Genomic DNA, 25,984 nt, shown 5'->3' on the forward strand with positions numbered 1-25,984 from the left:
AAGATATGAAACGTATTATATTAACTTACACACTTGCTTTTTCCCTTCTTTCCGCCTATGCGGGGGAAGGGGGGAGCCCTCCCCTTAAAAATACGGATAAAAGTCTTTTGATAGATTATGTGGATCCTTTTATCGGAACTACAAATTTCGGAACGACCAATCCGGGAGCGATTTGCCCCAATGGTATGATGTCTGTGGTTCCTTTCAATGTGATGGGATCTTCCGAAAACACATACGATAAAGATGCCCGATGGTGGTCTACGCCTTATGAATATACAAATTGTTTCTTTACCGGATATGCTCATGTGAATTTGAGTGGAGTCGGTTGTCCGGAATTAGGTTCTTTATTATTGATGCCTACTACCGGAGAACTGAATGTGGATTATAAAGAATATGGTAGTAAGTATAAGGATGAACAGGCCTCACCGGGCTATTATTCTAATTATCTGACTAAATATAATGTAAAAACAGAAGTTTCGGCTACTCCGCGTAGCGGTATTGCCCGGTTTACTTTCCCAAAAGGGAAAAGCCACATCCTGCTGAATTTGGGTGAGGGGTTAACGAATGAGAGTGGCGCTATGCTTCGTCGTGTAAGCGATAGCGAAGTGGAAGGAGTCAAACTACTTGGCACATTTTGTTATAATCCTCAAGCTGTATTCCCCATTTACTTTGTATTGCGGGTTAAGAAGAATCCTTCTGCAACAGGGTATTGGAAGAAACAACGTCCGATGATGGGGGTTGAGGCTGAATGGGATAAGGATCAGGGAAAGTATAAACTTTATACTCGCTACGGAAAAGAAATAGCAGGAGATGACATTGGTACTTATTTCTCCTTCGATACAGAAGAAGGTGAACAAGTAGAAGTACAAATGGGAGTTTCTTTTGTAAGCATAGAAAATGCCCGTTTGAATCTGGATCGTGAACAGGCTGGAAAGGATTTTGAGAAGATTCATGCGGAAGCACGTTCCAAATGGAATCATGACTTGTCACGCATAACAGTGGAAGGTGGTACAGATGCCCAAAAGACTGTGTTTTATACAGCGCTTTATCATTTGCTGATTCATCCTAATATTTTGCAGGATGTAAACGGAGAATATCCGGCAATGGAAAGTGATAAGATCCTGACAACCAAAGGTGATCGCTATACCGTATTTTCTCTTTGGGATACCTACCGCAATGTTCATCAATTGCTGACCTTGGTTTATCCGGAACGTCAGATGGAAATGGTGCGCACAATGCTTGATATGTATCGTGAACATGGATGGTTGCCTAAGTGGGAATTATATGGCAGAGAAACATTGACAATGGAAGGTGATCCGAGTATTCCGGTAATTGTAGATACCTGGATGAAAGGTTTGCGTGACTTTGATGTTGATTTGGCTTATGAGGCAATGTACAAATCTGCTACGTTACCGGGGGCGGAAAACTTGATGCGTCCTGATAATGATGATTATATGTCTAAAGGATATGTACCCCTTCGTGAACAGTATGACAATTCCGTCTCTCATGCATTGGAATATTATATTGCCGATTTTGCATTGTCTCGTTTTGCAGCTGCTTTAGGTAAAAAGAAAGATGCAGAGATGTTCTATAAACGTTCTTTAGGATACAAACATTATTATAGTAAAGAATTTGGTACTTTCCGTCCGATTCTCCCCGATGGAACGTTTTATAGCCCGTTTAATCCGAGACAAGGAGAGAACTTTGAACCGAATCCCGGTTTCCATGAAGGTAGTTCCTGGAATTATACGTTCTATGTACCACATGATGTATATGGCTTGGCGAAATTAATGGGGGGAAAGAAACCTTTTATCGATAAACTACAAATGGTTTTTGACGAAGGACTTTACGACCCGGCAAATGAACCGGATATTGCTTATGCTCATTTATTCTCATACTTTAAAGGTGAAGAATGGCGTACGCAGAAAGAGACGCAGCGTTTATTAGATAAGTACTTTACAACAAAACCTGATGGTATTCCAGGAAATGATGATACGGGAACGATGTCTTCCTGGGCTATTTTCAATATGATCGGTTTTTATCCGGATTGTCCCGGACTGCCCGAATATACATTGACGACTCCGGTCTTTAATAAGGTAACGATCCGGTTAGATCCGAAATGGTATAAAGAGAACGAATTGGTGATTGAAACCAATCGTACTCAACCAGGAGCTTTATATATTGATAAGGTACTATTGAATGGCAAGAAGTTCAATAAATATCATATCACACATGATGAACTTGTTCACGGCAAATATTTAAAGTTTGATTTGAAATAACACACAGTGTTTCATAGGTATCGTTTTTGGGTTGACAGGGCTGTCGGACTTCTTATAGTCCGGCAGCCCATTTTTTTACATTTACTTCTGTTATTACTTCTTCGAAAATAGTGACGGTATATGCCCGGGATAGTGACGGTATCGGACTAAGATAGCGTCACTATTTGTCTTGGATACCGTCACTATCTTACTTTTATTAAATTATACTCCGTAGTATTTTTAGTTATTCTCTGTTTTATAGGTGATTACAAAAATCTATTCCATACGTCTACTATGTAAATCGTATGCAATAAAATAAAAAATGAGAAGAAATTTATTTAAACATATCCTTTGGATATTGATACTTGCAGAGTGTTTTCCTCTATTGGCAATTGCCGGATCGCAGCAAAAGGAACAACGTTATAAAATAGCCGTATGTGACTGGATGATTCTGAAACGTCAGAAAATCGGTTCATTCCAATTGGTACATGAATTGAATGGTGACGGTGTAGAATTGGATATGGGTGGTCTTGGCAAGAGGGAAATGTTTGATAATAAATTGCGCGAGCCCCATTTCCAGCAGTTATTTCGTGAAACTGCTCAAAAATATCAATTAGAAGTTTCTTCTATTGCTATGTCCGGTTTCTATGGACAGTCTTTTCTGGAACGAGCTAACTATAAAGATTTAGTTCAGGATTGCCTTCATGCCATGAAAGTGATGAATGCCAAAGTTGCCTTTCTTCCTTTGGGAGGAATCAAAGCCGGATGGGAAAAGATTCCGGCACTACGGACAGAAGTTGTAAAACGCTTGAAGGAGGTAGGAGATATGGCAGCTTCTGAAGGGGTGGTGATTGGTATTGAAACTCAATTGGATGCAAAAGGAGATGTGAAACTACTGAAAGAAATTAATTCTCCCGGAATCAAGATCTATTTTAAATTTCAAAATGCATTGGAGAATGGAAGGGATTTGTGCAAGGAGTTGAAGATTCTGGGGAAAAAGAGGATTTGCCAGATTCACTGTACGGACACAGATGGAGTGACTTTACCTTATAATGAACGATTGGACATGAATAAGGTGAAAAAGACGCTGGATAAGATGGGATGGATTGGATGGCTGGTAGTAGAACGTTCGCGCGATAAGGATGACGTGCGGAACGTGAAAAAGAATTATAGTACGAATATTAAGTATTTGAAAGAGGTGTTTCAACAGAGATAGGAGGATATTATGATATAGTTAATATTACAAAGAGAGAGAAAAAAATGCAAAATCTATTTTTTTTATTCTTTTAAGTGATTACATATTTTTTGATTGTACGTCTTTCCTTAAAAGAACTTTTAGATTTTGAAGATATAATGTATTATTTTTGTTTAAATTAAAATTTAATCTATGAAGAGTAAGATGAAGATTAAAATGAAAGTTGTCGGGAGCATAGCTTGTTTATCGATGATTTTATTTATGGGCTCTTGCGCTGGAGATGGTTTTGATGAAGAAACCTTCTCCGGTGGCGTGACGAATACGCAATTGGATTCGCCGAAAGCATCGGATGTGGCTTTTGAAAAACTGGCTACAACTGAAAATAATGTAAAAGTTACTTGGTCTGTTGTTATGGGGGCAGGTGGTTATAAATTTTCTATGTACATTGTAGATGACCCTGATCATCCTGTAGCTGTAGTGAAGGACAGTATTGTAGACGGGACGGCTGTAGTATGTCCTTGGGTAGAAGATACGAACTATAAGGTTGAGATTGCAGCATTGGGGAATGAAAAGTTGAATAATACAGCTTCCGTTTCCGCCACTGAAATCAGTTGGTCTACACTTGTTGCCGCAACGCTTGTTCCTAATGGTACAGACTTGACTACATATTTTGCTGAACATCCGGTGACTACGGGAAAAGATACAGAAGTTGCTTTCGAACTGGAAGCAGGAGGGACGTATTATATTTCAGGAGATTTGAACTTTGGCGTAAATAATGTACAGTTGCGCGGAAATAAAACACGCGGGAATGCGAATGTGAAATTCACTGCTCCGGCTTCTATTATTACTTGTGGTGGAGGATTAGCCTTGAAGTTTATCAACTTTGATTGTGATGTAGTGACAGATGGGGCTTTTTTAAAGTTTGGTGATGTTCCGGAAGAGATATTGGATACAAAGAGAACCGATCATGGAAAAGTAACTAATCCTATGGTTATTCAATCTTGCAATATCAAGGCTGTTAGAAAATACTTAGTTCACATTAACGGAAAGAAGTATGGTATTCAAAATTTTGCAATCAGAAATTGTGTAATAGATTGCTATCAAGCTGCTGACCTGATAAACTTTAACTCTAGCAGTTCGATTGTGAAAGACTTCGAAATAAGTAACTCTACGATTTATAGTCATAACCAAAACGGTTCTCGTTTTTTACGTTATGGAGGTGGACAAACAACCAGTTATGATGGTTGGTCAAGAGGATCGATGACATTTATAAGCAATACATTCTATAATCTCTCCTATTCCGGACAGAGTTTTAATGGCAATGGTTGGTCACAGACACATAATGAGGTAATTTCAAAGAACAATTTGTTTATTGACTCATTTTCGGGAAATTTCAATCGTCGTATAAGAATGCAGGGTACAAAGGTAGCTGCAACTTTTGAAAATAACTGTTATTGGTACAATGGCGCATTGCCACTGGATGAGACTTCAAATCGTGCGGATGGTGATAAGAGCAATTCTGCTTATGGCGTGGATCCGGGATTCGCTGATGCTGCAAACGGTGATTTTACTCCGAGTGCTCCCGAAGTATTTGCTCATGGTAGTGGCGACCCGCGTTGGTTAAATTAAAAAGATAATAAATCTAGAATACGATAAAGATGAAACATAAGAATATATATAGAATCAGTATCAGCCTGCTTCTAGCTTTTGTGATGGCTTTGCCGACAATAGCACAGAATACTAAAACATTCAAAGGAGTTGTGCTGGATGAGACCGAGCAACCTATTATTGGAGCTGCCATAAAGGTTGTAGGAACAACAGTGGGAACAATAACGGATTTAGATGGAAATTTCACATTGAATGTTCCTGATGGTAAGGAAGTGGAAATCTCTTATATAGGATATGTACCACAACGTTTTTCTGCTCCATTCAAATTGACAAAGATCATCTTGAAGGAAGATACGCAGCAATTGGATGAAGTTGTAGTTGTGGGTTATGGTACGCAGAAGAAAGCGCATTTGACTGGTGCTATCGCCACTGTTCCCGTTGATGATATTCAGGATATTTCAAGTGGAAGTTTGGCCAGTACATTGAGCGGTTTGGCAAATGGTATCTCTGTAAACGGAGGTGATACTCGTCCGGGACAAAACGCTACGATTACTATTCGTCAGAATGGTGAGTTGGAAGAAATGGGAGGTACCAACCTGCAGCCATTGTATGTTATTGATGGTTACATTTATCCTACGGAAGTAAAAGTGGGAAGTACTTATACTAATTTGGGTGCGGAAGCGTTTAACAACTTAGATCCATCAGTTGTGGAAAGTATTTCTATCTTGAAGGATGCTTCTGCAGCAGTTTACGGTGCTCGTGCAGCAAATGGTGTTATTCTGGTAACCACAAAAAAGGGAAAGTTAGGTGCGCCTAAAATTTCATATAATGGAACATTTGGTATTACAGATGAAGTATCTCGTCCTAAGATGTTGAATGCGTATGAGTATGGCAAGTTATGGAATGCAGTACGTATGGCTGACCCGACGGAGACAAGTATTGATCCGTTAAGAGCTATTTTTCAGCAGGATGAGTTGAATGCCATGAAAAGTTTGCACTATGATTTACTGGATAAATATTGGGAATCCGCATTGACGCAGCAGCATAGTGTAAACCTGAGCGGTGCTACTGAAAAAGCCAGTTATTTTGCCGGAATTTCTTATTTTGATCAGGATGGTAACTTAGGTAAGCTGGATTACAATCGTTGGAATTACCGTGCTGGTGTAGATGTGAAAATCAGCAAGTGGATAAAAGCGAATGTACAGGTCTCCGGTGATTATGGAAAGAAAAATACTCCTCTGAATCAGGTCGGAGGTTCGTCTGCAGAGAAAGATTACAATACGCTGTTGACACATCCTTATTATATTCCCGAATATGTGGGTGAATATGCGGTAGCTGCTTACGGTCCTACTAATTCATCGGTAAGTAATATTCAGAATTACAATTTCAATGTACTTCAGAATAATGGCGACTATAAACGAAACATGACATCAAACATGAATATTAATGCCGGGTTGGAATACGATTTCGGATGGAATAAATGGTTGAAAGGACTGAAATTGAAGTTTACTTATTCGAAGAGTGTCAATACGAATAAGACAAATGATTATGGTACTTCTTATAATCTTTATTATTTGGAGACTCGTTCTGGTAGTGGAGAACATTTGTATACTCCAATTGAAGGAGCGGATAACAGTGCATTTGAAAATACTAGTTTTTATTTGGCAAATAGTGGAAAACCGGTGGTTAACTCCAGTACAAGTGATATTACTGGATATTTGTCTCGTTCCATGACTCGTTCGGATAACTATCAGATGAACTTTACTGCAGCATATAATAGGGATTTCGGACTACATTCTGTAGGAGGTTTATTCTCCATTGAAAAGTCTGAATCAGAAACAGAATATTTGTACGGTATGGTTACTAACCCATACGAATTTACGACAGGACAATCTAATTCGGTAGACTGGAATAGTACTCCTAGTACAGAATTCACTCGTTTTGAGTCGGGTAATTTATCTTATATCGGTCGTTTGAATTATTCTTATGATAACAAATATTTACTGGAGTTCCTGCTTCGTTCGGATTCTTCCACCAAGTTTGCTCCTGAAAATTATTGGGGATTTTTCCCGTCAGTATCTGCTGGTTGGGTGGTTTCACAAGAAGAATGGTTTACTAAGAACGTTACATGGATTGATTACTTAAAGTTGCGTGCATCTTTTGGTTTGACCGGTCGTGATAATACAACAGCATGGCAATGGTTGCAGACTTACGGAACAGATAAGGATAAAGGGCCAGTATTTGGCACTAGTACAGAGGCCAATGCCGGTAGTCACCTCACAATGAATAAAAACAATGCAGCAATCAATCGGGATGCTCATTGGGATAAATCTTATAAAGGTAATTTGGGGCTTGATTTCAATGTTCTCGATAATCGTTTATCATTCAATATTGACGCTTACTATGAATGGAACCGTGAGATGTTGCTTAGTTATAATGCCTCTGTTCCATCTACAGTGGGAGCTAATTCTGCGAAAGTGAATTATGGAGAATTGAATACTTATGGTATCGAACTGTCTGCTACATGGAGAGACAAGATAGGTAAGGATTTTAAGTATAAAATTCAGTTGAACACCGGGTATAGTGATAATGAGATTTTGGTAAGAGACTGGGATCAGAAGCCTACTTATAAGAGCTATAAGAAGGGTGATCGTTTGGATCAAGGCATCTGGGGTATGCAGTGTATCGGTATGTTCCGCAGCTATCAGGATATTGACGAGTATTTTGCCAAGTACAATATTACTTCCTATATGGGTAACGTTAAAGAAGATGTAAAACCGGGTATGTTGATTTATAAAGACGTGCGTGGAGCCAGACAAGATGATGGTACATACGCCGGACCGGATGGTGTGGTTAGCTCTGAAGATGACCAAGTACGGTTATCTAATCGAAGCAATCCTTACAGCATGACAATGAACCTGAACGCAGAATGGAAGGGGCTTTCTTTGACAGCTCAGTTTAATGCGAGCTGGGGTGGTTATAGTTTCTTGCCTGATGATGCAATTTCTTTAGGAAACCAAGGAACATCGGCTAATAAGTATAATGATTTGGAATATGCAAATATGCCTTCGTTCTGGACTACAGACAATATGTTTGTGTATAACGATGTAGTAGATGCAGCAGGTAATGTAGTGGTGAAAGCCAATCGCAATGGTAAATATCCGAACTTGAGATGGGGCAGCGTGAATGCAGTAACTTCTTCTTTCTGGAGAGTAAGCGGAACACGTGTCAAACTGAATCGCGTTACATTAGCTTACCGTATACCGTCAAAATATACAAAAATGATAGGTATCGAAAGTTGCCGTTTCAACATTACAGGACAGAATCTATTAAGTTTCTATAATCCTTATCCGGATAATTTTATTGATCCGATGACTACTTATGGAAATTATCCTACACTGCGTAAATTCACGATTGGTGTCAATTTAACATTCTAAAAGAACAGTAAAATGAAAAGAAAAAATATATTCCGTATCAGCGTAGCTTTTTTTGCAATGACGGCGTTTACTTCTTGTAGCGACCAGTTCATGCAAGACAAGCAGAACTTTGACAGCACTACTGCCGATGCTTATAATTATTGGAGTGGTGCACTGGGACGTGTGGCAGACGTTTATAGAGTATGTTTGCCAGACCCTAAGGCTACTCCCAGTTCAATGTATAACAGTACCGGTTTAGCAGACGACCAATCTAAGTCGACTGAAGAATATAGTGGATTCAGTGCTTTTGTCGATCCACTCAAGCCGTTGACTTATCAAACCGGGAATAACCCTGTACCTGATTACTTTGAAGGTACGAAAGGTGACCCTATAACTTCCGCTTACGGACGTATTCGTAATATTAATGATGTCATTGCAGGCATTGAAGGAAGCACGCTTTCTCAGGAAGAAAAGAATGAGTTGTTGGGGCAGGTTTACTTTTTTCGTGCATGGTGCTATTATAATTTGGTGAAATGGTATGGTGGTGTGCCCATCATTACGGAAGTACAGGAACCTGTTGAAAGTTCTGTTGTTCCCCGTTCTTCCGCAAAGGATTGTTTCAAATTTATTTGTGATGATTTGGAGAGAGCTGAAACACTGTTAGCACCTTTTACGGGAGCCGGACAATGGATGTCGGGTGATAATTACGGTCGTGTTACTTCCGGTACAGCAGTGGCTTTGTTGGGTCGGGTACGTGTACTATATGCCAGTCCGCTATTTAATCGCTCCAATGATTTGTCCCGTTGGACACAGGCTTACAATGATATAAAAAGATCTATTGACGTGCTGGCGGCTGCCGGATATGGTTTGGCTAATGAAAGTAATCCCGGTGTGAACGCTTCCGGTTGGGCTAGTCTTTTTACTGAAGTGCCGAGTCAAGAAGCTGTATTTGTAACGCTCCACAACACGCTGACGGAAGGAGTTCCTGATTATCGTAAAAATAATACGTGGGAAAATGGCATCCGGCCGTACAATGCTAGAGGAGGTGGTGGTAAAACGCCTTCCGCTATGTTGGTAGATATGTTTCCTATGTCTGATGGTAAGATACCTGCAACTTGTGAAACATACACTACGTTAACTAAATCAGATATAGCTTATTATCGCGAATTTCCTTTCGTCGATCGTGATCCGCGTTTCTATCGTACATTCGCTTTCCCGGGAGTTCGTTGGTCGTTTGTCGGCAATCCTACGACACAGGGAAACCGATACCCGCACAATGGTCCTGATTATGAACTTTGGAACTATACCTGGTATACAGATGCAGCTTATGTAGATGATATTGAAGCTAATAGCAGTGTGACCTATGGCGCCGATGGTCTCCTTAATGATGTAAAAGGGTTTTATGTACGTAAACGCTCTGATGACAGAGATGTGAATGCAACTGCCCGTTATGTCTATGATGAAAAGTCCGGGGGCTTCACACGTTCTGCCGCGCCGTATATGGAGATTAGATATGCGGAAGTATTACTTAATTATGCAGAAGCAGCATGTAATGCAGGTGAGATGGGAGTTGCCGTTGATCAATTACAAAAAATCCGTGCTCGTGTTGGTTATAAAGCTGAAAATAATTATGGATTGGAAGCTGGTTTGGATGGTGACCAGGCTAAATGTATGGCGGCCATCATGTATGAACGTCAAATCGAACTGGCATACGAAGGAAAACGTTTCGATGATATGCGTCGCTGGATGTTGTTTGATGGCGGCGTAGAACTTCCTGAAGGTGCGCCTGTTACTTGGAAACTGACTGGCTGGGGTGGAAACACATGTACATATCTTGGCTTTAAGCCACTCAACGGACAACGTCGCGAGAATCTTGAATTCCGTACAACTGTAAATGGTGGCATTGGTGGAACAAACGTTGACAACGATCCGTTAGTAAAAGCTGGAATTACCCGTCCGGCTGCAATGGATTTGAGAAAGGATCTTGCCGGCGAACAGGATAGGCTGAAAGAATTTTATTCAAATTATTTGACCCGTAAGACAAAGAAAGGCGACTCTTATGATGATAGCCATTCTCCACTGTATATCTCGTTCCTTCCAAGGTATTATATCCTTGGTTTCTCCCAAGGTATCCAGGGTAACAATAGTACATTACTGCAAACCATCGGCTGGGGAGATTACAACAACGGTGGCGCAAACGGTACTTTCGACCCGCTGGCTGAATAAAAATCTCAACTCCCTTCGATATAATTATCCCTGCATTTCGGTGCAGGGATAATTACATCGGAGATGAATCACAGGGGATGCTTCGGCATCGAAAACCATAGAAATTCACCGGTTCCTCCCTCTTTTCTTTGAGAAGACGGCAGGAATTGGTGAATTTTTGTTAGTTAAATCAGCTGATTTTAGTTATCTTTGCCTTTGCAAACTTCTCAAAACGCTTCCCCGAGCCTGCTAAATGCCTGCAAACTTCCAGAAACGCTTTTCCAAGCTTGTAAAATGCCGGAAAACTTTTAAAATCGCTTTTGTAAGCTTGAAAAACGCTTGCAAATTTTAAAAAATGCTTTCACAGGTATGCAAAACGTCCGCGAATTTACAGCAACCATTTCGTAGGCTTGTCCGGATTTCGAATTTTTCAGAGATAGATAGAACAAGTATGAATTCCTAAAGAAAAAATTATGGGAAGTTATCAAAAAGCAGACGGTATCACACTGTCACAGTTGAACAACACCGAGTACACCAATTTCATGAATCGTGTGCTGGCACTCCTCACCACAGGCAGTATCTCCAAACTAACAGTAACAAACATCGTGAACAGCATCAAACCGAGGTTGGCACAAATGGAAGACCTGGTGAACCGTTCCATGGCCAATGCCGAAACAAAGGATTTACTGAAATTGGACGCCGAACGCGATTCGTATGTCAGTTATTTATTGGCTACTGTCCGTGCAGCTAAAAATTCACCGTTAGCAGCGCAACGAGACGCATACAATACCTTAGAAATCACGGTGCGCCCTTATACCGGACTGGCACGCATGCGCAATATGGAGGAAACGGCAGCCATCACCGGACTGCTGCTTGACTTCCGCAAGGAAGCCGTGAAAGCCGCCGTTACGGCACTTAATTTGGATGCCATATTGACGGCACTTGAAACCGCCAATAAAAACTATTCGGCTCTGACGGACGCCCGTTCCGCCACTCGTACGGCAGAATCGACTGCGGACTCAAAGACTGTACGCGCGCAGCTAGATTCGCTCTACGATGACTTGGTGATGCACGTAACTGCGGTCAATATACTGACTCCCTCTATAACGGAAGCTTCAGCGTTTCTAACTGCTCTCAACCAAGTGATAACCGAAACAAAAGCTGCCTATGATCGTCGTAAAGGCATTACGGCTCCATCAAAACCATCCGGTGGCGGCGAAGCTCCCGATCCAGATGGAGGCGGTGGGGTAACTCCTCCCTCCGGTGGCGGTGGAAGTGGCGAAGCTCCCGATCCGGCAGCTTAACGGCCATCAATAGATGAAAAAACGAAAAAGAGGGAGTTTGACATTCCCTCTTTTTGTATCAATTCAACAGACTGAATCTGCAAGTGATTTCAACTGCTGGTCCGCATGAGCTACAGCCCCTTTTCTTTCTTCGATTTTACTTTGCGCAGAGAAACAGCCGGCAGGAAAAAACATTTAAGCAAATAATCCACTTTATGTGATTACAAACTATCTCTTTTTTCGTCCTATTCATGTATATTTGAACTTACAATAGTAGAAAAACAGATAAAAGATGAAGAAAAGACAAGTATTTTTGGCAGCATTTGCTGCAACGATGCTGATTCCTGCCGTCGCATGGGCGCAATACCCGCAAATCACGGAGGAAGCAAAAGCAAACTATACGAAAATGATGACCGAAGAGCGGAAACGCTCTGACGAAGCATGGGCAAAAGCCTTGCCGATTGTACAGAAAGAAGCCAAGGAAGGACGCCCGTATATCCCTTGGGCTGGCCGCCCCTGCGATTTGCCGCAAGCCGACATTCCTTCATTTCCCGGAGCGGAAGGCGGAGGAATGTACAGTTTCGGTGGTCGTGGCGGAAAAGTGATTACCGTGACCAACCTGAACGACCGCGGACCCGGTTCTTTCCGTGAAGCCTGCGAAACGGGTGGGGCACGTATTATCGTATTTAACGTGGCAGGTATCATCCGTCTGGAATCTCCGATTATTGTCCGTGCGCCATACGTGACCATCGCAGGACAAACCGCTCCCGGCGACGGTGTCTGCATTGCCGGAGAATCGTTCTGGGTAGACACTCACGACGTAGTGGTGCGCCACATGCGTTTCCGTCGCGGAGAAACCAAGGTATGGCACCGTGACGACTCTTTCGGAGGGAATCCTGTGGGCAATATCATGATCGACCATTGCTCCTGTATGTGGGGACTGGACGAGAATATTTCTTTCTACCGCCACATGTACGACCCCAGCGAAGGGCAATATAAAAGCACGGATCTCAAACTCCCTACCGTCAACGTCACCATTCAAAACACCATCTCCGCCAAAGCGCTGGATACCTACAACCACGCTTTCGGAAGCACCTTGGGAGGAGAAAACTGTGCGTTTGTCCGCAACTTATGGGCAAGCAACTCCGGACGTAACCCTTCCATCGGCTGGAACGGAGTATTCAATTTCGTCAACAACGTAGTGTTCAACTGGGTACACCGCTCTTCCGACGGAGGTGATTACACCGCCATGTTCAACATGATCAACAACTACTACAAACCGGGACCCGCCACACCGAAAAACTCCAACGTGGGACACCGCATTCTGAAACCTGAATCAGGGCGCAGCAAACTGGATCATCACGTCTACGGACGAGTGTATGCTGATGGAAACATCATGGAAGGCTATCCCGAAATCACGAAAGACAATTGGAACGGAGGTATCCAGATTGAAACCCAACCCGACACGGAAGGGTTTACAGAAAACATGCGCAGCTACCGTCCGTTTGAAATGCCCTATATCAATATCATGGGAACAAATGATGCTTATGAGTATGTGCTCAATCATGTGGGAGCAAACATCCCTGCCCGCGACATCATAGACGAACGTGTGGTGGAAGAAGTCAGAACCGGTATTCCTTATTATGAGAAGAAACTTCCGAAGGATGCTTATGGTGATTTGACTGGTTTGTCTCCTAAATCAATGGGTGAAGACGGACAATTCAAATATCGTCGTCTGCCGAAAGATTCATATAAACAAGGTATTATTACCGATATTCGTCAGATGGGTGGACATCCCGAGTATAAGGGAACTCCTTATGTAGATACAGATGGTGACGGTATGCCGGATGAATGGGAAAAGGCCAACGGGCTGAATCCGAACGATCCGAGTGACGCCAATGAAGATTGCACAGGTGACGGATACACGAATATTGAAAAATATATCAATGGTATCAGCACAAAGCATAAAGTAGACTGGCGTGATTTGAAAAACAACTACGATACTTTGGCTGAAAAAGGAAAATTAATGTAATTCGGCAGGATGCCGGTGAAAAAACTAGCCCCGGCATCCTGTCTAAAAAAAAACAATATCAATGAAAAAGATATTAATCGTTTCTCTACTGTTGCTTTGCGGCTGGATGTCTGCCGGGGCAGTTGACTTGAACAAAGAGAACCGTGACCCCAAGTATGTGGAGTCCATTATCAATCGTTCGCAGAAGATTGTCGATAAACTCGGACTTACAGATGCGAAAATAGCCGAAGATGTTCGCAATGTCATAGCCAATCGTTACTTCGAATTAAATGATATTTATGAAGTGCGGGATGCTAAAATCAAGAAGATAAAAGAATCTGGGTTGACCGGTGAGGCTAAAAATGAAGCTTTGAAAGCCGCGGAGAATGAAAAAGATGCAGCGCTATATCGTTCACATTTCGCTTTTCCTGCCAATTTATCTCTCTTTCTTGATGAAAGGCAAATAGAAGCCGTTAAAGATGGCATGACTTATGGAGTAGTAAAAGTGACTTATGACTCACATCTGGACATGATTCCTACTTTGAAAGAAGAAGAAAAAGCTCAAATCTATGCATGGTTGATTGAGGCCCGTGAATTTGCGTTGGATGCAGAAAATTCGAATAAGAAACACGCTGCTTTCGGAAAATACAAAGGACGTATCAATAACTATCTGGCTAAACGCGGATATGATCTGAAGAAAGAACGTGAGGAATGGTATAAGCGTGTAAAAGCCCGTGGAGGTTCTCTATAATTAAAAAATAAGATACTATAAAAAGAAGTGAAATTCTTTCCCATTGTAAATGGTTAGTTTGTTTGATGGTGGAAAGGGTGGCTCGGAGAGTCGCCCTTTTATCGTATATAAATTTTGAATCTACTGATTCTTCTAGTATATTTGAGTACAAATGGCGCTTTCCATCGTCTCCTCTGTATAAAAGATACAAATATAGAATATACAAATGAAAAAGTTAAGAAATACATTAGCCGCAATAAGTCTTCTGTTTCTGGCTTCTTGTGGGGGGAACAAAGACTACTACATGTTCACTTCGTTTCATGAACCGGCTGATGAGGGGTTGAGATACTTATATAGTGAGGACGGAATTCACTGGGACAGTATTCCGGGAGTTTGGCTAAAGCCGGAACTGGGACAGCACCAGCTCATGCGGGATCCCTCGATGGTACGTACTCCGGATGGAACCTACCATTTGGTCTGGACTACAAGTTGGAAAGGTGATTTAGGATTTGGCTACGCACATTCCAAAGATCTGATCCATTGGTCGGAACAACAGATGATTCCTGTAATGGCAGACGAACCGACTACTATTAATGTATGGGCTCCGGAAATTTTCTATGACGACGAGAACGATCAGTTTATGGTAGTATGGGCTTCCTGTGTCCCCGGGCGTTTCGAAAAGGGGATAGAAGAAGAGAATAATAATCATCGTTTATACTATATCACTACAAAAGATTTTAAAACCGTTTCGAAAGCAAAACTTTTGTATGATCCGGGATTCAGTACCATTGATGCCGTTATCGTGAAACGGGCAAAGAATGACTATGTAATGGTACTCAAGGATAACACCCGTCCGGAACGTAATCTGAAAATCGCTTTTTCCGATTCTATGACCGGTCCTTATTCGCCCGCATCCCAGCCTTTCACTGAATCCTTTGTAGAAGGACCGTCTGTAGAGAAAGTGGGAGACGATTATCTAATCTATTTTGATGTATATAAGAAAAAAATATATGGCGCTATGCGTACGAAGGATTTCCGGAACTTTACAGATGTAACAGAAGAGGTAAGCATCCCTGTGGGGCATAAGCATGGAACCATATTTACGGCTCCGGAATCAGTCGTAAAAGCATTGCTGGAAGAAAAGAAATAAACCCGGAAACAATTTTAAATCAGAATAAATCATGAACAACTCTGCTAAAATTCTTGTTGTACTGGCTGCCGGTTGGTTGACTACTACAGCCTTTGCACAAGATAGAATTCATTATACAGGAAAAGAATTATCGAATCCTGCTTGTCACGACGGACAACTGTCTCCGGTAGTCGGAGTACATAACATTCAGTTGGTACGTGCCAATCGTGAACATCCCGATGCTTCGAACGGCAATGGATGGACGTATAATCATCAGCCGATGCTGGCTTATTGGAATGGACAGTTTTTCTATCAATACCTGGCAGATCCTTCTGACGAACACGTACCGCCTTCACAGACTTTTCTGATGACATCGAAGGATGGATATCGCTGGACAAATCCGGAAATTGTGTTTCCTCCTTATCAAGTTCCCGATGGATACACCAAAGAGTCTCGTCCGGGTGTGCAGGCCAAAGATCTGATTGCCATTATGCACCAGCGTGTCGGATTCTATGTTTCTAAATCCGGCAAGCTGATTACAATGGGAAATTATGGAGTTGCTTTGGATAAAAAAGATGATCCCAATGATGGAAACGGTATTGGCCGGGTGGTTCGTGAAATAAAGAAAGACGGTTCTTACGGACCGATCTATTTCATTTATTATAATCATGGATTTAATGAAAAGAATACTGATTATCCGTATTTTAAGAAAAGCAAGGATCGTGAGTTTGTGAAGGCTTGCCAGGAAATTCTTGACAATCCGCTGTATATGATGCAGTGGGTGGAAGAAGCCGACCGTGAAGATCCTATTCTCCCGCTGAAGAAAGGATACAAAGCATTCAATTGTTATACATTGCCGGATGGACGTATTGCCAGTCTTTGGAAACATGCGCTTACCTCTATCAGTGAGGATGGCGGACATACTTGGGCAGAGCCTGTGCTTCGTGCAAAAGGTTTCGTTAATAGCAACGCGAAAATTTGGGGACAGCGTTTAAGTGATGGTACATACGCTACTGTATATAATCCGTCGGAATTTCGTTGGCCGCTGGCTATATCTTTGAGTAAAGATGGATTGGAATATACAACATTGAATCTGGTGCATGGTGAAATCACTCCCATGCGTTATGGAGGAAATTATAAATCATACGGTCCTCAATATCCGCGTGGTATTCAGGAAGGTAATGGAGTACCTGCCGATGGTGATTTGTGGGTTTCTTACAGTGTGAACAAGGAAGATATGTGGATTTCCCGTATTCCTGTCCCGGTGGAAATAAATGCTTCAGCACATGCGGATGATGATTTCTCTAAAAATAAATCAATTGCGGAACTGACTGACTGGAATATTTATTCTCCGGTTTGGGCCCCTGTTTCTTTGGAGGATCAATGGTTGAAGTTGCAGGATAAAGATCCGTTTGATTATGCCAAAGTGGAACGTAAAATTCCGGCTTCTAAAGAATTGAGAGTATCATTTGATTTGAAAGCCGGCCAGAATAATAAAGGCACACTCCAGATTGAATTTCTGGATGAGAATGGAATAGCCTGTTCTCGTATGGAACTTACTGATGATGGCATTTTCCGATTGAAAGGCGGCTCCCGGTTTGCAAATATGATGAAATATGAAGCAGGAAAGGTTTATCATGTAGAAGCAGTCCTTTCTACTGTTGATCGTAATATTCAAGTATATGTAGATGGCAAGAGAGTAGGGCTGCGTATGTTCTATGCGCCCGTGGCTGCTGTGGAACGAATTGTATTCCGTACTGGCGTACCTCGTACATTCCCGACTGTAGATACTCCTGCCGACCAGACTTATGATCTGCCGGATGCAGGTGCGCAAGATCCATTGGCTGAATATGGCATTGCCAATGTGAAAACATCTTCCGCAGATAAAGATGCGTCTTCTGCTCTTTTAAAGTATGCTGACTTCAGTCATTATGCAGATTGTTTCAATGGCATGGAAGACGAAAATGTTGTTCAGGCAATTCCCAATGCAAAGGCTTCGGAATGGATGGAGGAAAATATTCCTTTGTTCGAGTGTCCGCAACATAACTTTGAAGAAATGTATTATTATCGTTGGTGGTCATTGCGTAAGCATATCAAAGAGACTCCTGTTGGCTATGGTATGACCGAGTTTCTCGTTCAGCGTTCTTATTCTGATAAATATAATTTGATTGCCTGTGCAATTGGACATCACATTTATGAAAGCCGTTGGTTGCGTGATCCGAAATATTTGGATCAGATTATTCATACATGGTATCGTGGCAATGATGGCGGTCCGATGAAGAAAATGGATAAGTTCAGCTCATGGAACGCAGATGCTGTTTTGGCTCGTTACATGGTAGATGGTGATAAGGACTATCTGCTGGATATGAAGAAAGATCTGGAAACCGAATACCAGCGTTGGGAACGTACGAACCGTTTGAAGAACGGATTGTATTGGCAGGGTGACGTACAGGATGGTATGGAAGAATCAATCAGTGGCGGACGGAGGAAGAAATATGCCCGGCCGACAATCAATAGCTATATGTATGGCAATGCCAAAGCACTTTCATGTATAGGAATTCTTTCCGGTGATGAGGGGATGGCTATGAAATATGGCATGAGAGCGGATACTTTGAAAAATCTGGTAGAAAATGAATTGTGGAATACACGTCATCAGTTTTTTGAGACGATGCGTACGGACTCTTCTGCGAATGTGCGTGAAGCAATTGGATATATTCCCTGGTATTTCAACCTACCGGATACCACCCAAAAGTATGAAATTGCCTGGAAGGAAATTATGGATGAAAAAGGCTTCTCTGCTCCTTATGGACTGACAACTGCAGAACGTCGTCATCCGGAATTCCGTACACGTGGAGTAGGCAAGTGTGAGTGGGACGGTGCTATCTGGCCGTTTGCTTCCGCACAGACATTGACAGCAATGGCTAACTTTATGAATAATTATCCGCAGACTGTATTGTCTGACAGTGTATATTTCCGTCAGATGGAATTGTATGTGGAATCACAGTACCATCGTGGTCGCCCCTATATTGGTGAATATTTGGATGAGGTGACCGGTTATTGGCTGAAAGGAGATCAGGAACGTAGCCGTTATTATAACCATTCCACTTTCAACGACTTGATAATTACAGGACTGATCGGGCTTCGTCCGCGTTTGGATAATACGATTGAAGTGAACCCCTTAATTCCTGCCGACAAGTGGGATTGGTTCTGCTTGGATAATGTATTATATCACGGTCATAATCTGACGATTCTTTGGGATAAGAATGGTGATCGTTATCATTGCGGAAAAGGATTACGCATTTTTGTAGATGGTAAGGAAGTAGGGCAGGCGGATACATTGACAAAAATCGTTTGTGAAAATGCACTCAAATGGTAAGTTAGAGTTCACCACAGATTACACAGATTATTTTCATTTTCGTTGAATCCCCATAGTGAATTAGGGTATTGATATACATATTTATTTAATCTGTGTGAATCTGTGTAATCCGTGGTGCCTCTTAAATTCGAACGAATAAAAGATACTTGAAAAATGAAATTCAAAAAGATTCTTCTTTCATTGCTAATTTGTTTGTCTTGTTTTGTACAGGCGAAAAATATAACCATCAGTCGTCTTACCTGTGAGATGCAGGAAGGGCTGGTAGTGGTCGAAAGTTCACCCCGTTTGGGCTGGGTGATGGAATCGCCGGAAAATGGGACGCGACAATCTGCCTATGAGATTGATATTCGGGAAGCTTTTACAGGGCGTTCCGTTTGGAATAGTGGGAAGGTTTATTCTTCGCAGAGCCAGTTAGTTTCTACAAAGGGGGCAGATATACGTCCTGATAACTCATTTAATTATAGTTGGCGCGTTCGTGTTTGGGATGAAACAGATACACCTTCCGAGTGGAGCAATGAAGCGAAATTCCGGGCAGTACCCGAAAGGTTATCTTCGGGGCAGTGGATTGGAGCTATTACCCGACAAAATGCTCATTTACCGGAAGGGCGTAAGTTCCACGGTGGAGAGCTGAAGAAACCGGAAGTGAAAGCTGCTTGGGAAGCAGTGGACACTTTGGCAAAGAAAAGTATTTGTTTGAGAAGAACATTCCAGGTAGGAGATGCGAAAGAAGGGGGTGCAAACCGTAAACCGGGCAAGAAAATAGTGGAGGCAACGGCATACGTTTGTGGTCTGGGATTCTATGAGTTTTCTTTGAATGGCAAAAAGGTGGGTAACAGTGAGTTTGCCCCATTGTGGAGTGATTATGATAAAACTGTTTACTATAACACATACGATGTGACGGAACAATTGCGGCGTGGTGAAAATGTCGTAGGAATCTTATTGGGGAATGGATTCTATAATGTGCAGGGGGGGCGTTATCGCAAATTACAGATCAGCTTTGGTCCTCCCACACTTTTATTTGAGCTGGTTATTAACTACGAAGATGGAACATGTACGACGGTTCATTCCGATAATAATTGGAAATATGATTTTAGTCCGGTAACCTTCAATTGCATATATGGAGGAGAAGATTATGATGCGCGTCGTGAACAGAAAGGATGGAATCAGATTGGCTTTGATGACAGTCATTGGCGTCCGGTAGTCATACAGGAAGCTCCTAAAGGAATACTTCGTCCACAGATGGCGGCTCCAGTGAAAATCATGGAACGGTATGATATTCAAAAGGTAACCAAACTAAATGCGGACCAAGTTGCATCAGCTTCTGTATCAACTAAGAGAACAGTCGATCCTTCTGCTTTTGTGTTGGATATGGGACAGAATTTGGCTGGCTTTCCGGAAATAAAAGTACGTGGCAAACGTGGTCAGAAAGTAACTTTGATTGTAGCCGAAGCATTGACAGAGGAAGGTGCTTGCAATCAGCGTCAGACAGGGCGTCAACACTATTACGAATACATTCTGAAAGGGGAAGGCGATGAAATCTGGCACCCTCGTTTCTCTTATTACGGTTTTAGATATATTCAGGTAGAGGGTGCTGTCTTAAAAGGACAGAAGAATCCGCAGAAATTGCCTGTATTAAAGAATATTCAATCCTGTTTCGTATATAATTCAGCCAAGAAAGTTTCCACTTTCGAATCATCCAACCGGATATTTAATGCTGCCCATCGATTGATCGAGAAAGCGGTTCGCAGCAATATGCAGTCTGTGTTTACGGATTGTCCGCATCGTGAGAAACTTGGGTGGCTGGAACAGGTACATCTGAATGGTCCGGGTTTGTTGTATAACTATGATTTGACAGCATACGCTCCGCAGATTATGCAAAATATGGCAGATGCACAACATTCCAACGGGGCCATGCCGACAACTGCTCCGGAATACGTGATTTTTGAAGGTCCGGGTATGGATGCTTTTGCCGAATCTCCGGAGTGGGGTGGTTCTTTGGTTATTTTCCCTTTTATGTACTATGAGACTTATGGAGACGATTCATTGATTAAGAAATATTATCCGAATATGCGTCGTTACGTGGATTATCTCAAGACTCGTGCAGATAAAGGTATTCTTTCTTTCGGATTGGGAGACTGGTATGATTACGGAGATTTTCGTGCGGGATTCTCACGGAATACACCCGTTCCTTTGGTGGCTACTGCGCATTATTACATGACAGTCATGTATTTGGTACAAGCTGCGAAAATGGTAGGTAATGACTTTGACATTCATTATTACACTTCGTTGGCACAGGATATAATGGTTGCATTTAATAAATGTTTTTTTCATAAAGATACGGCACAATATGGTACAGGAAGCCAATGCAGTAATGCGCTTCCGTTGTTCCTCCAAATGACGCAGGATGCAGATGAACAAGATAACTACCGACCGGATGCAGATTTGAATGAGAAAGTATTCGCGAATCTGATAAAAGATGTGGAAGCACATGGCAACCGTTTGACTACCGGTGATGTGGGAAACCGTTATCTGATTCAGACATTGGCGCGTAATGGAGAACATGAACTTATTTATAAAATGTTCAATCATGAAGAAGCTCCCGGATATGGTTTCCAGTTAAAATTCGGCGCTACAACTTTGACCGAGCAATGGGACCCCCGTCAAGGTTCTTCCTGGAATCACTTTATGATGGGACAGATTGATGAATGGTTCTTTAATTCACTGGTCGGTATTCGTCCTTCTACCACTCTAAAACAAGGTTATCAGAAGTTCATCATCGCTCCCCAACCTGTGGGAGATTTGAAATATGTCAAAGCGTCGTATGAAACTTTATACGGTACCATTAATGTGGACTGGACTTGTGAGAATGGGACTTTCACTTTAAACGTGTCTGTTCCGGTGAATACTACCGCTGTTGTTTATCTCCCGGGCGGAAAAGAACCGAAAGAAATACAGAGCGGAACATATCAATTGGTTTGTGCAAAATAAAAGAACCTTTTTGTATATATTTGTAGAATTAAAAAACAATGTATTCGTATAAAAAATCATGCAGCATCTTTATTTTAATCATGTAGCATGTTTGAAAAAAACATCTCAATGATTGTCTTCAAACATTGGGAAGAAAAAAAGATTCTATTAGCATGATTTTTTAGAAGGAAACGATGAAATATACTTTAATAATATCGATTATGAATTTACGAACAACTCTTTTTGTCTTTCTTTGCTTCTGTGCAACCACAGTTCTTCGTGCCGAGCGTGTAGATATGCTGAAGGCCGGTGCAAAAGCAAATGGCAAGACTCTTAATACAAAGCTAATCAATTCAACGATTGACCGTCTGAACCGTGGCGGCGGAGGTACTCTTTTCTTTCCTGCCGGAACTTACCTGACGGGGAGTATCCATCTGAAAAGTAATATTACACTGGAGTTGGAAGCCGGAGCTACCTTGCTCTTTTCCGATAACTTTGATGACTATCTTCCTTTTGTCGAGGTTCGTCATGAAGGAGTGATGATGAAAAGTTTCCAGCCTTTGATTTATGCGGTAGATGCCGAGAATATTACGATCAAAGGAGAAGGAACTTTGGACGGACAAGGAAAGAAATGGTGGATGGAGTTCTTTCGTGTCATGATTGATTTGAAAGACAATGGCATGCGTGATGTGAATAAATATCAGTCCATGTGGGATGCAGCAAATGATACGACAGCAATTTATGCTGAAACGAACAAGGATTATGTAAATACATTGCAACGTCGCTTTTTCCGTCCTCCGTTCATTCAGCCCGTTCGTTGTAAGAAAGTAAAGATTGAAGGAGTGAAAATCATAAATTCTCCCTTCTGGACGGTCAATCCGGAGTTTTGCGACAATGTAACTATAAAGGGGATCACCATAGATAATGCGCCCTCACCAAATACGGACGGAGTGAATCCGGAATCCTGCCGCAACGTACATATCAGCGACTGCCATATATCAGTAGGAGACGATTGCATCACAATCAAGTCGGGAAGAGATGCGCAGGCCCGTCGTTTGGGAGTACCTTGCGAGAATATCACTATCACCAACTGCACCATGCTTTCCGGTCACGGAGGCGTTGTTATCGGCAGCGAGATGAGTGGGAGTGTGCGTAAAGTTACTATTTCTAATTGCGTGTTTGACGGAACAGATCGTGGAATCCGTATTAAGTCGACCCGTGGAAGGGGAGGAGTCGTTGAAGATATTCGTGTCAGCAACGTCGTAATGAGCAACATTAAACAGGAAGCTGTCGTATTGAATTTGAAATACAGTAAAATGCCTGTCGAACCTAAGAGTGAACGCACTCCGATATTCCGTAACGTACATATCAGCGGAATGACTGTGACAAACGTAAAGACTCCGATCAAAATAGTGGGCTTGGAAGAAGCGCCGATATCTGACATCGTTTTGCGTGATATTCACATTCAAGAAGGGAAACAGAAATGTATCTTCGAAAATTGTGAACGTATCACGATGGATGACGTAATCGTCAATGGTGAAGTAATTAAAAGCACCACAAATACTACAGATTAACACAGATTTTTAATTCGACTAAATTATAAGAATAATAAATCTGTGAAAATCTGTGTAATCTGTGGTGAAAAAACAACTTACATAAATTAAAAATAAATGAAACGAATCCTTTTTACTATGCTTCTTGCCGCATCTCTTTCGGCCGAAGCCCAGACGCAAACATACGAGACGGAATTTGCCCGTCCCTTGAATGAAGTACTGACGGATATACAGAACCGTTTCGGAGTCCGTTTGAAATATGACATTGATACGGTGGGAAAAGTGCTGTCTTATGCCGATTTCCGTATTCGTCCTTATTCCGTGGAAGAATCCTTGACGAATGTATTGGCACCTTTCGATTATAAATTTGTTAAGCAGAAAGGAAATATGTATAAGCTGAAAGCATACGAGTATCCACGTCGTACAGATGCAGACGGAGAGAAGATGCTGGCTTATCTGAATACACTCTATACAGACCAACAGTCCTTTCAACTTCGTGCCGATTCTCTGAAAAAAGAGGTACGTCAGCGTTTAGGTATTGATACTTTGTTGGCTCAATGTGTCAAAACCAAACCTATTCTTTCAAAGATACGTAAGTTTGATGGCTATACCGTGCAGAATTTCGCACTTGAAACACTTCCCGGATTATACATTTGCGGTTCTATCTATACGCCCCAATCGAAAGGAAAACATGCGTTGATAATCTGCCCTAACGGACATTTTGGTGGCGGACGTTATCGGGAAGACCAACAACAACGTATGGGAACTTTAGCACGTATGGGAGCTGTTTGTGTAGACTATGATTTGTTCGGATGGGGAGAGTCGGCTTTGCAAGTTGGCAGTGCGGCACACCGTAGTAGCGCGGCGCACACTATTCAGGCAATGAACGGCTTACTGATTCTTGACTACATGCTTGCTTCCCGTAAGGACATTGATACCAGCCGTATCGGTACGAATGGCGGTTCGGGTGGAGGTACCCATACTGTATTGTTGAGCGTATTAGATGATCGTTTCACCGCTTCAGCTCCGGTAGTGAGCCTGGCTTCTCACTTCGACGGTGGCTGTCCCTGCGAAAGCGGAATGCCTATTCAACTATCTGCAGGAGGAACCTGTAATGCGGAATTAGCCGCTACTTTTGCTCCTCGTCCACAACTGATCGTATCGGATGGCGGCGACTGGACGGCCAGTGTTCCTACTCTTGAATTTCCTTATCTGCAACGAATCTACGGATTCTACCAGGCAAAAGATAAAGTAACGAATGTACATCTTCCCAAAGAGAAACATGACTTTGGCCCGAATAAGCGGAATGCTGTTTATGACTTCTTCGCAGAAGTATTCAAATTGGATAAAAAGATGTTGGATGAAAGCAAGGTCACCATTGAACCGGAATCCGCTATGTATAGTTTTGGCGAAAAAGGAGCTTTGCTTCCTGAAGGCGCCATCCGTTCTTTTGACAAGGTAGCTGCTTATTTTGACAAGAAGGCTTTTGCTAATTTAAAATCAGATGCTTCTCTCGAAAAGAAAGCCATCGACTGGGTAGCTTCTTTAGAGTTGAACGATGATAAAAAAGCAGGTTTTGCAGTAACTGCCATTTATAATCATCTTCGTAAAGTGCGTGACTGGCACAATGAGCACCCTTATACAACAATCCCCGAGGGTATCAATCCCCTGACAGGCAAACCGCTTTCTAAGCTCGACCGTGAAATGATTGCAGATTCTGCTATGCCGAAAGAAGTGCATGAAAGGCTAATGAAAGATTTACACAGAGTATTGACGGAAGAACAGATTGAACAAATCCTGGATAAATACACGGTAGGTAAAGTTGCTTTTACCTTGAAAGGTTATCAGGCCATCGTGCCCAATATGACGGAGGAGGAAACGACTTTTGTTCTGGAACAGTTGAAACTGGCTCGCGAACAGGCTATTGACTACAAGAATATGAAGCAGATTTCTGCTATCTTCGAAATTTATAAAACCAAATGCGAACAGTATTTCAATGAGCATGGTCGCAACTGGCGGCAGATGTTCAAAGATTACGTGAATAAGCGAAACGCAGAAAAGAAGGCTCAAGGAAAGAAATAAATGAGGGTAAACCCTTAACCTCCTACATAACCGGAAAATCTCCGGGATAATAGAAGAATATAATAGAGCTATGCTTTGCAACTGACAAAGCATAGCTTTATCATATCTAAAGCTATGCTTTAGTTCCCCTAAAACACTGCTATAATTTATTTCTTCACGATTACTAAACAT

13 protein-coding genes are annotated in these 25,984 nt (G+C 42.0%); all 13 read left to right on the forward strand.

Annotated elements, in window-relative coordinates; all coding sequences use genetic code 11:
- Positions 1 to 5: 5 nt before the first annotated feature.
- Entirely contained in the window at positions 6 to 2,279 is a 2,274-nt protein-coding gene (locus tag KQP79_RS01785; protein ID WP_004306231.1) for a GH92 family glycosyl hydrolase, read from the forward strand.
- Positions 2,280 to 2,580: 301 nt separating this feature from the next.
- Positions 2,581 to 3,474 (forward strand): sugar phosphate isomerase/epimerase family protein, encoded by an 894-nt coding sequence (locus KQP79_RS01790; RefSeq protein ID WP_004300476.1) that lies wholly within the window; start codon positions 2,581 to 2,583, stop codon positions 3,472 to 3,474.
- A gap of 171 nt (positions 3,475 to 3,645) precedes the next feature.
- Positions 3,646 to 5,082 carry a DUF4992 family lipoprotein gene (locus KQP79_RS01795; RefSeq protein ID WP_008640536.1) on the forward strand — a complete coding sequence of 479 codons (1,437 nt, stop codon included), beginning with the start codon at positions 3,646 to 3,648 and terminating at the stop codon, positions 5,080 to 5,082.
- Positions 5,083 to 5,111: 29 nt separating this feature from the next.
- On the forward strand, positions 5,112 to 8,498 hold the full coding sequence (locus KQP79_RS01800) for a SusC/RagA family TonB-linked outer membrane protein (RefSeq protein ID WP_008640535.1): 3,387 nt from the start codon (positions 5,112 to 5,114) through the stop codon (positions 8,496 to 8,498).
- A 12-nt stretch (positions 8,499 to 8,510) separates the two neighbouring features.
- Positions 8,511 to 10,703: a RagB/SusD family nutrient uptake outer membrane protein gene (locus KQP79_RS01805; RefSeq protein WP_061448307.1), complete on the forward strand. Its 2,193-nt coding sequence runs from the start codon at positions 8,511 to 8,513 to the stop codon at positions 10,701 to 10,703.
- A gap of 452 nt (positions 10,704 to 11,155) precedes the next feature.
- Positions 11,156 to 11,986 carry a DUF6261 family protein gene (locus KQP79_RS01810; RefSeq protein WP_061448308.1) on the forward strand — a complete coding sequence of 277 codons (831 nt, stop codon included), beginning with the start codon at positions 11,156 to 11,158 and terminating at the stop codon, positions 11,984 to 11,986.
- Between the two features lie 271 nt (positions 11,987 to 12,257).
- Positions 12,258 to 13,997: a thrombospondin type 3 repeat-containing protein gene (locus tag KQP79_RS01815; protein WP_061448309.1), complete on the forward strand. Its 1,740-nt coding sequence runs from the start codon at positions 12,258 to 12,260 to the stop codon at positions 13,995 to 13,997.
- 61 nt (positions 13,998 to 14,058) lie between these two features.
- Positions 14,059 to 14,727, forward strand: coding sequence for a DUF3826 domain-containing protein (locus tag KQP79_RS01820; RefSeq protein WP_061448310.1), 669 nt, complete (start codon positions 14,059 to 14,061; stop codon positions 14,725 to 14,727).
- Between the two features lie 205 nt (positions 14,728 to 14,932).
- Positions 14,933 to 15,856, forward strand: coding sequence for a glycoside hydrolase family 43 protein (locus KQP79_RS01825; protein WP_004300482.1), 924 nt, complete (start codon positions 14,933 to 14,935; stop codon positions 15,854 to 15,856).
- Between the two features lie 31 nt (positions 15,857 to 15,887).
- Positions 15,888 to 19,211 (forward strand): MGH1-like glycoside hydrolase domain-containing protein, encoded by a 3,324-nt coding sequence (locus KQP79_RS01830; RefSeq protein WP_061448311.1) that lies wholly within the window; start codon positions 15,888 to 15,890, stop codon positions 19,209 to 19,211.
- A gap of 153 nt (positions 19,212 to 19,364) precedes the next feature.
- The gene (locus KQP79_RS01835) at positions 19,365 to 22,199 is read left to right on the forward strand and encodes a glycoside hydrolase family 78 protein (protein WP_061448312.1); all 2,835 of its coding nucleotides are present in this window, start codon (positions 19,365 to 19,367) and stop codon (positions 22,197 to 22,199) included.
- 200 nt (positions 22,200 to 22,399) lie between these two features.
- Complete coding sequence (locus KQP79_RS01840) at positions 22,400 to 23,752, forward strand: glycoside hydrolase family 28 protein (RefSeq protein WP_004306223.1); 1,353 nt, start codon at positions 22,400 to 22,402, stop codon at positions 23,750 to 23,752.
- Positions 23,753 to 23,848: 96 nt separating this feature from the next.
- A complete protein-coding gene (locus KQP79_RS01845) occupies positions 23,849 to 25,813 on the forward strand; it encodes a DUF3826 domain-containing protein (protein WP_032855793.1) in 1,965 nt (654 codons plus the stop codon).
- Positions 25,814 to 25,984 lie beyond the last annotated feature (171 nt).

The organism is Bacteroides sp. DH3716P (assembly GCF_025914115.1).
GTDB lineage: Bacteria > Bacteroidota > Bacteroidia > Bacteroidales > Bacteroidaceae > Bacteroides > Bacteroides ovatus.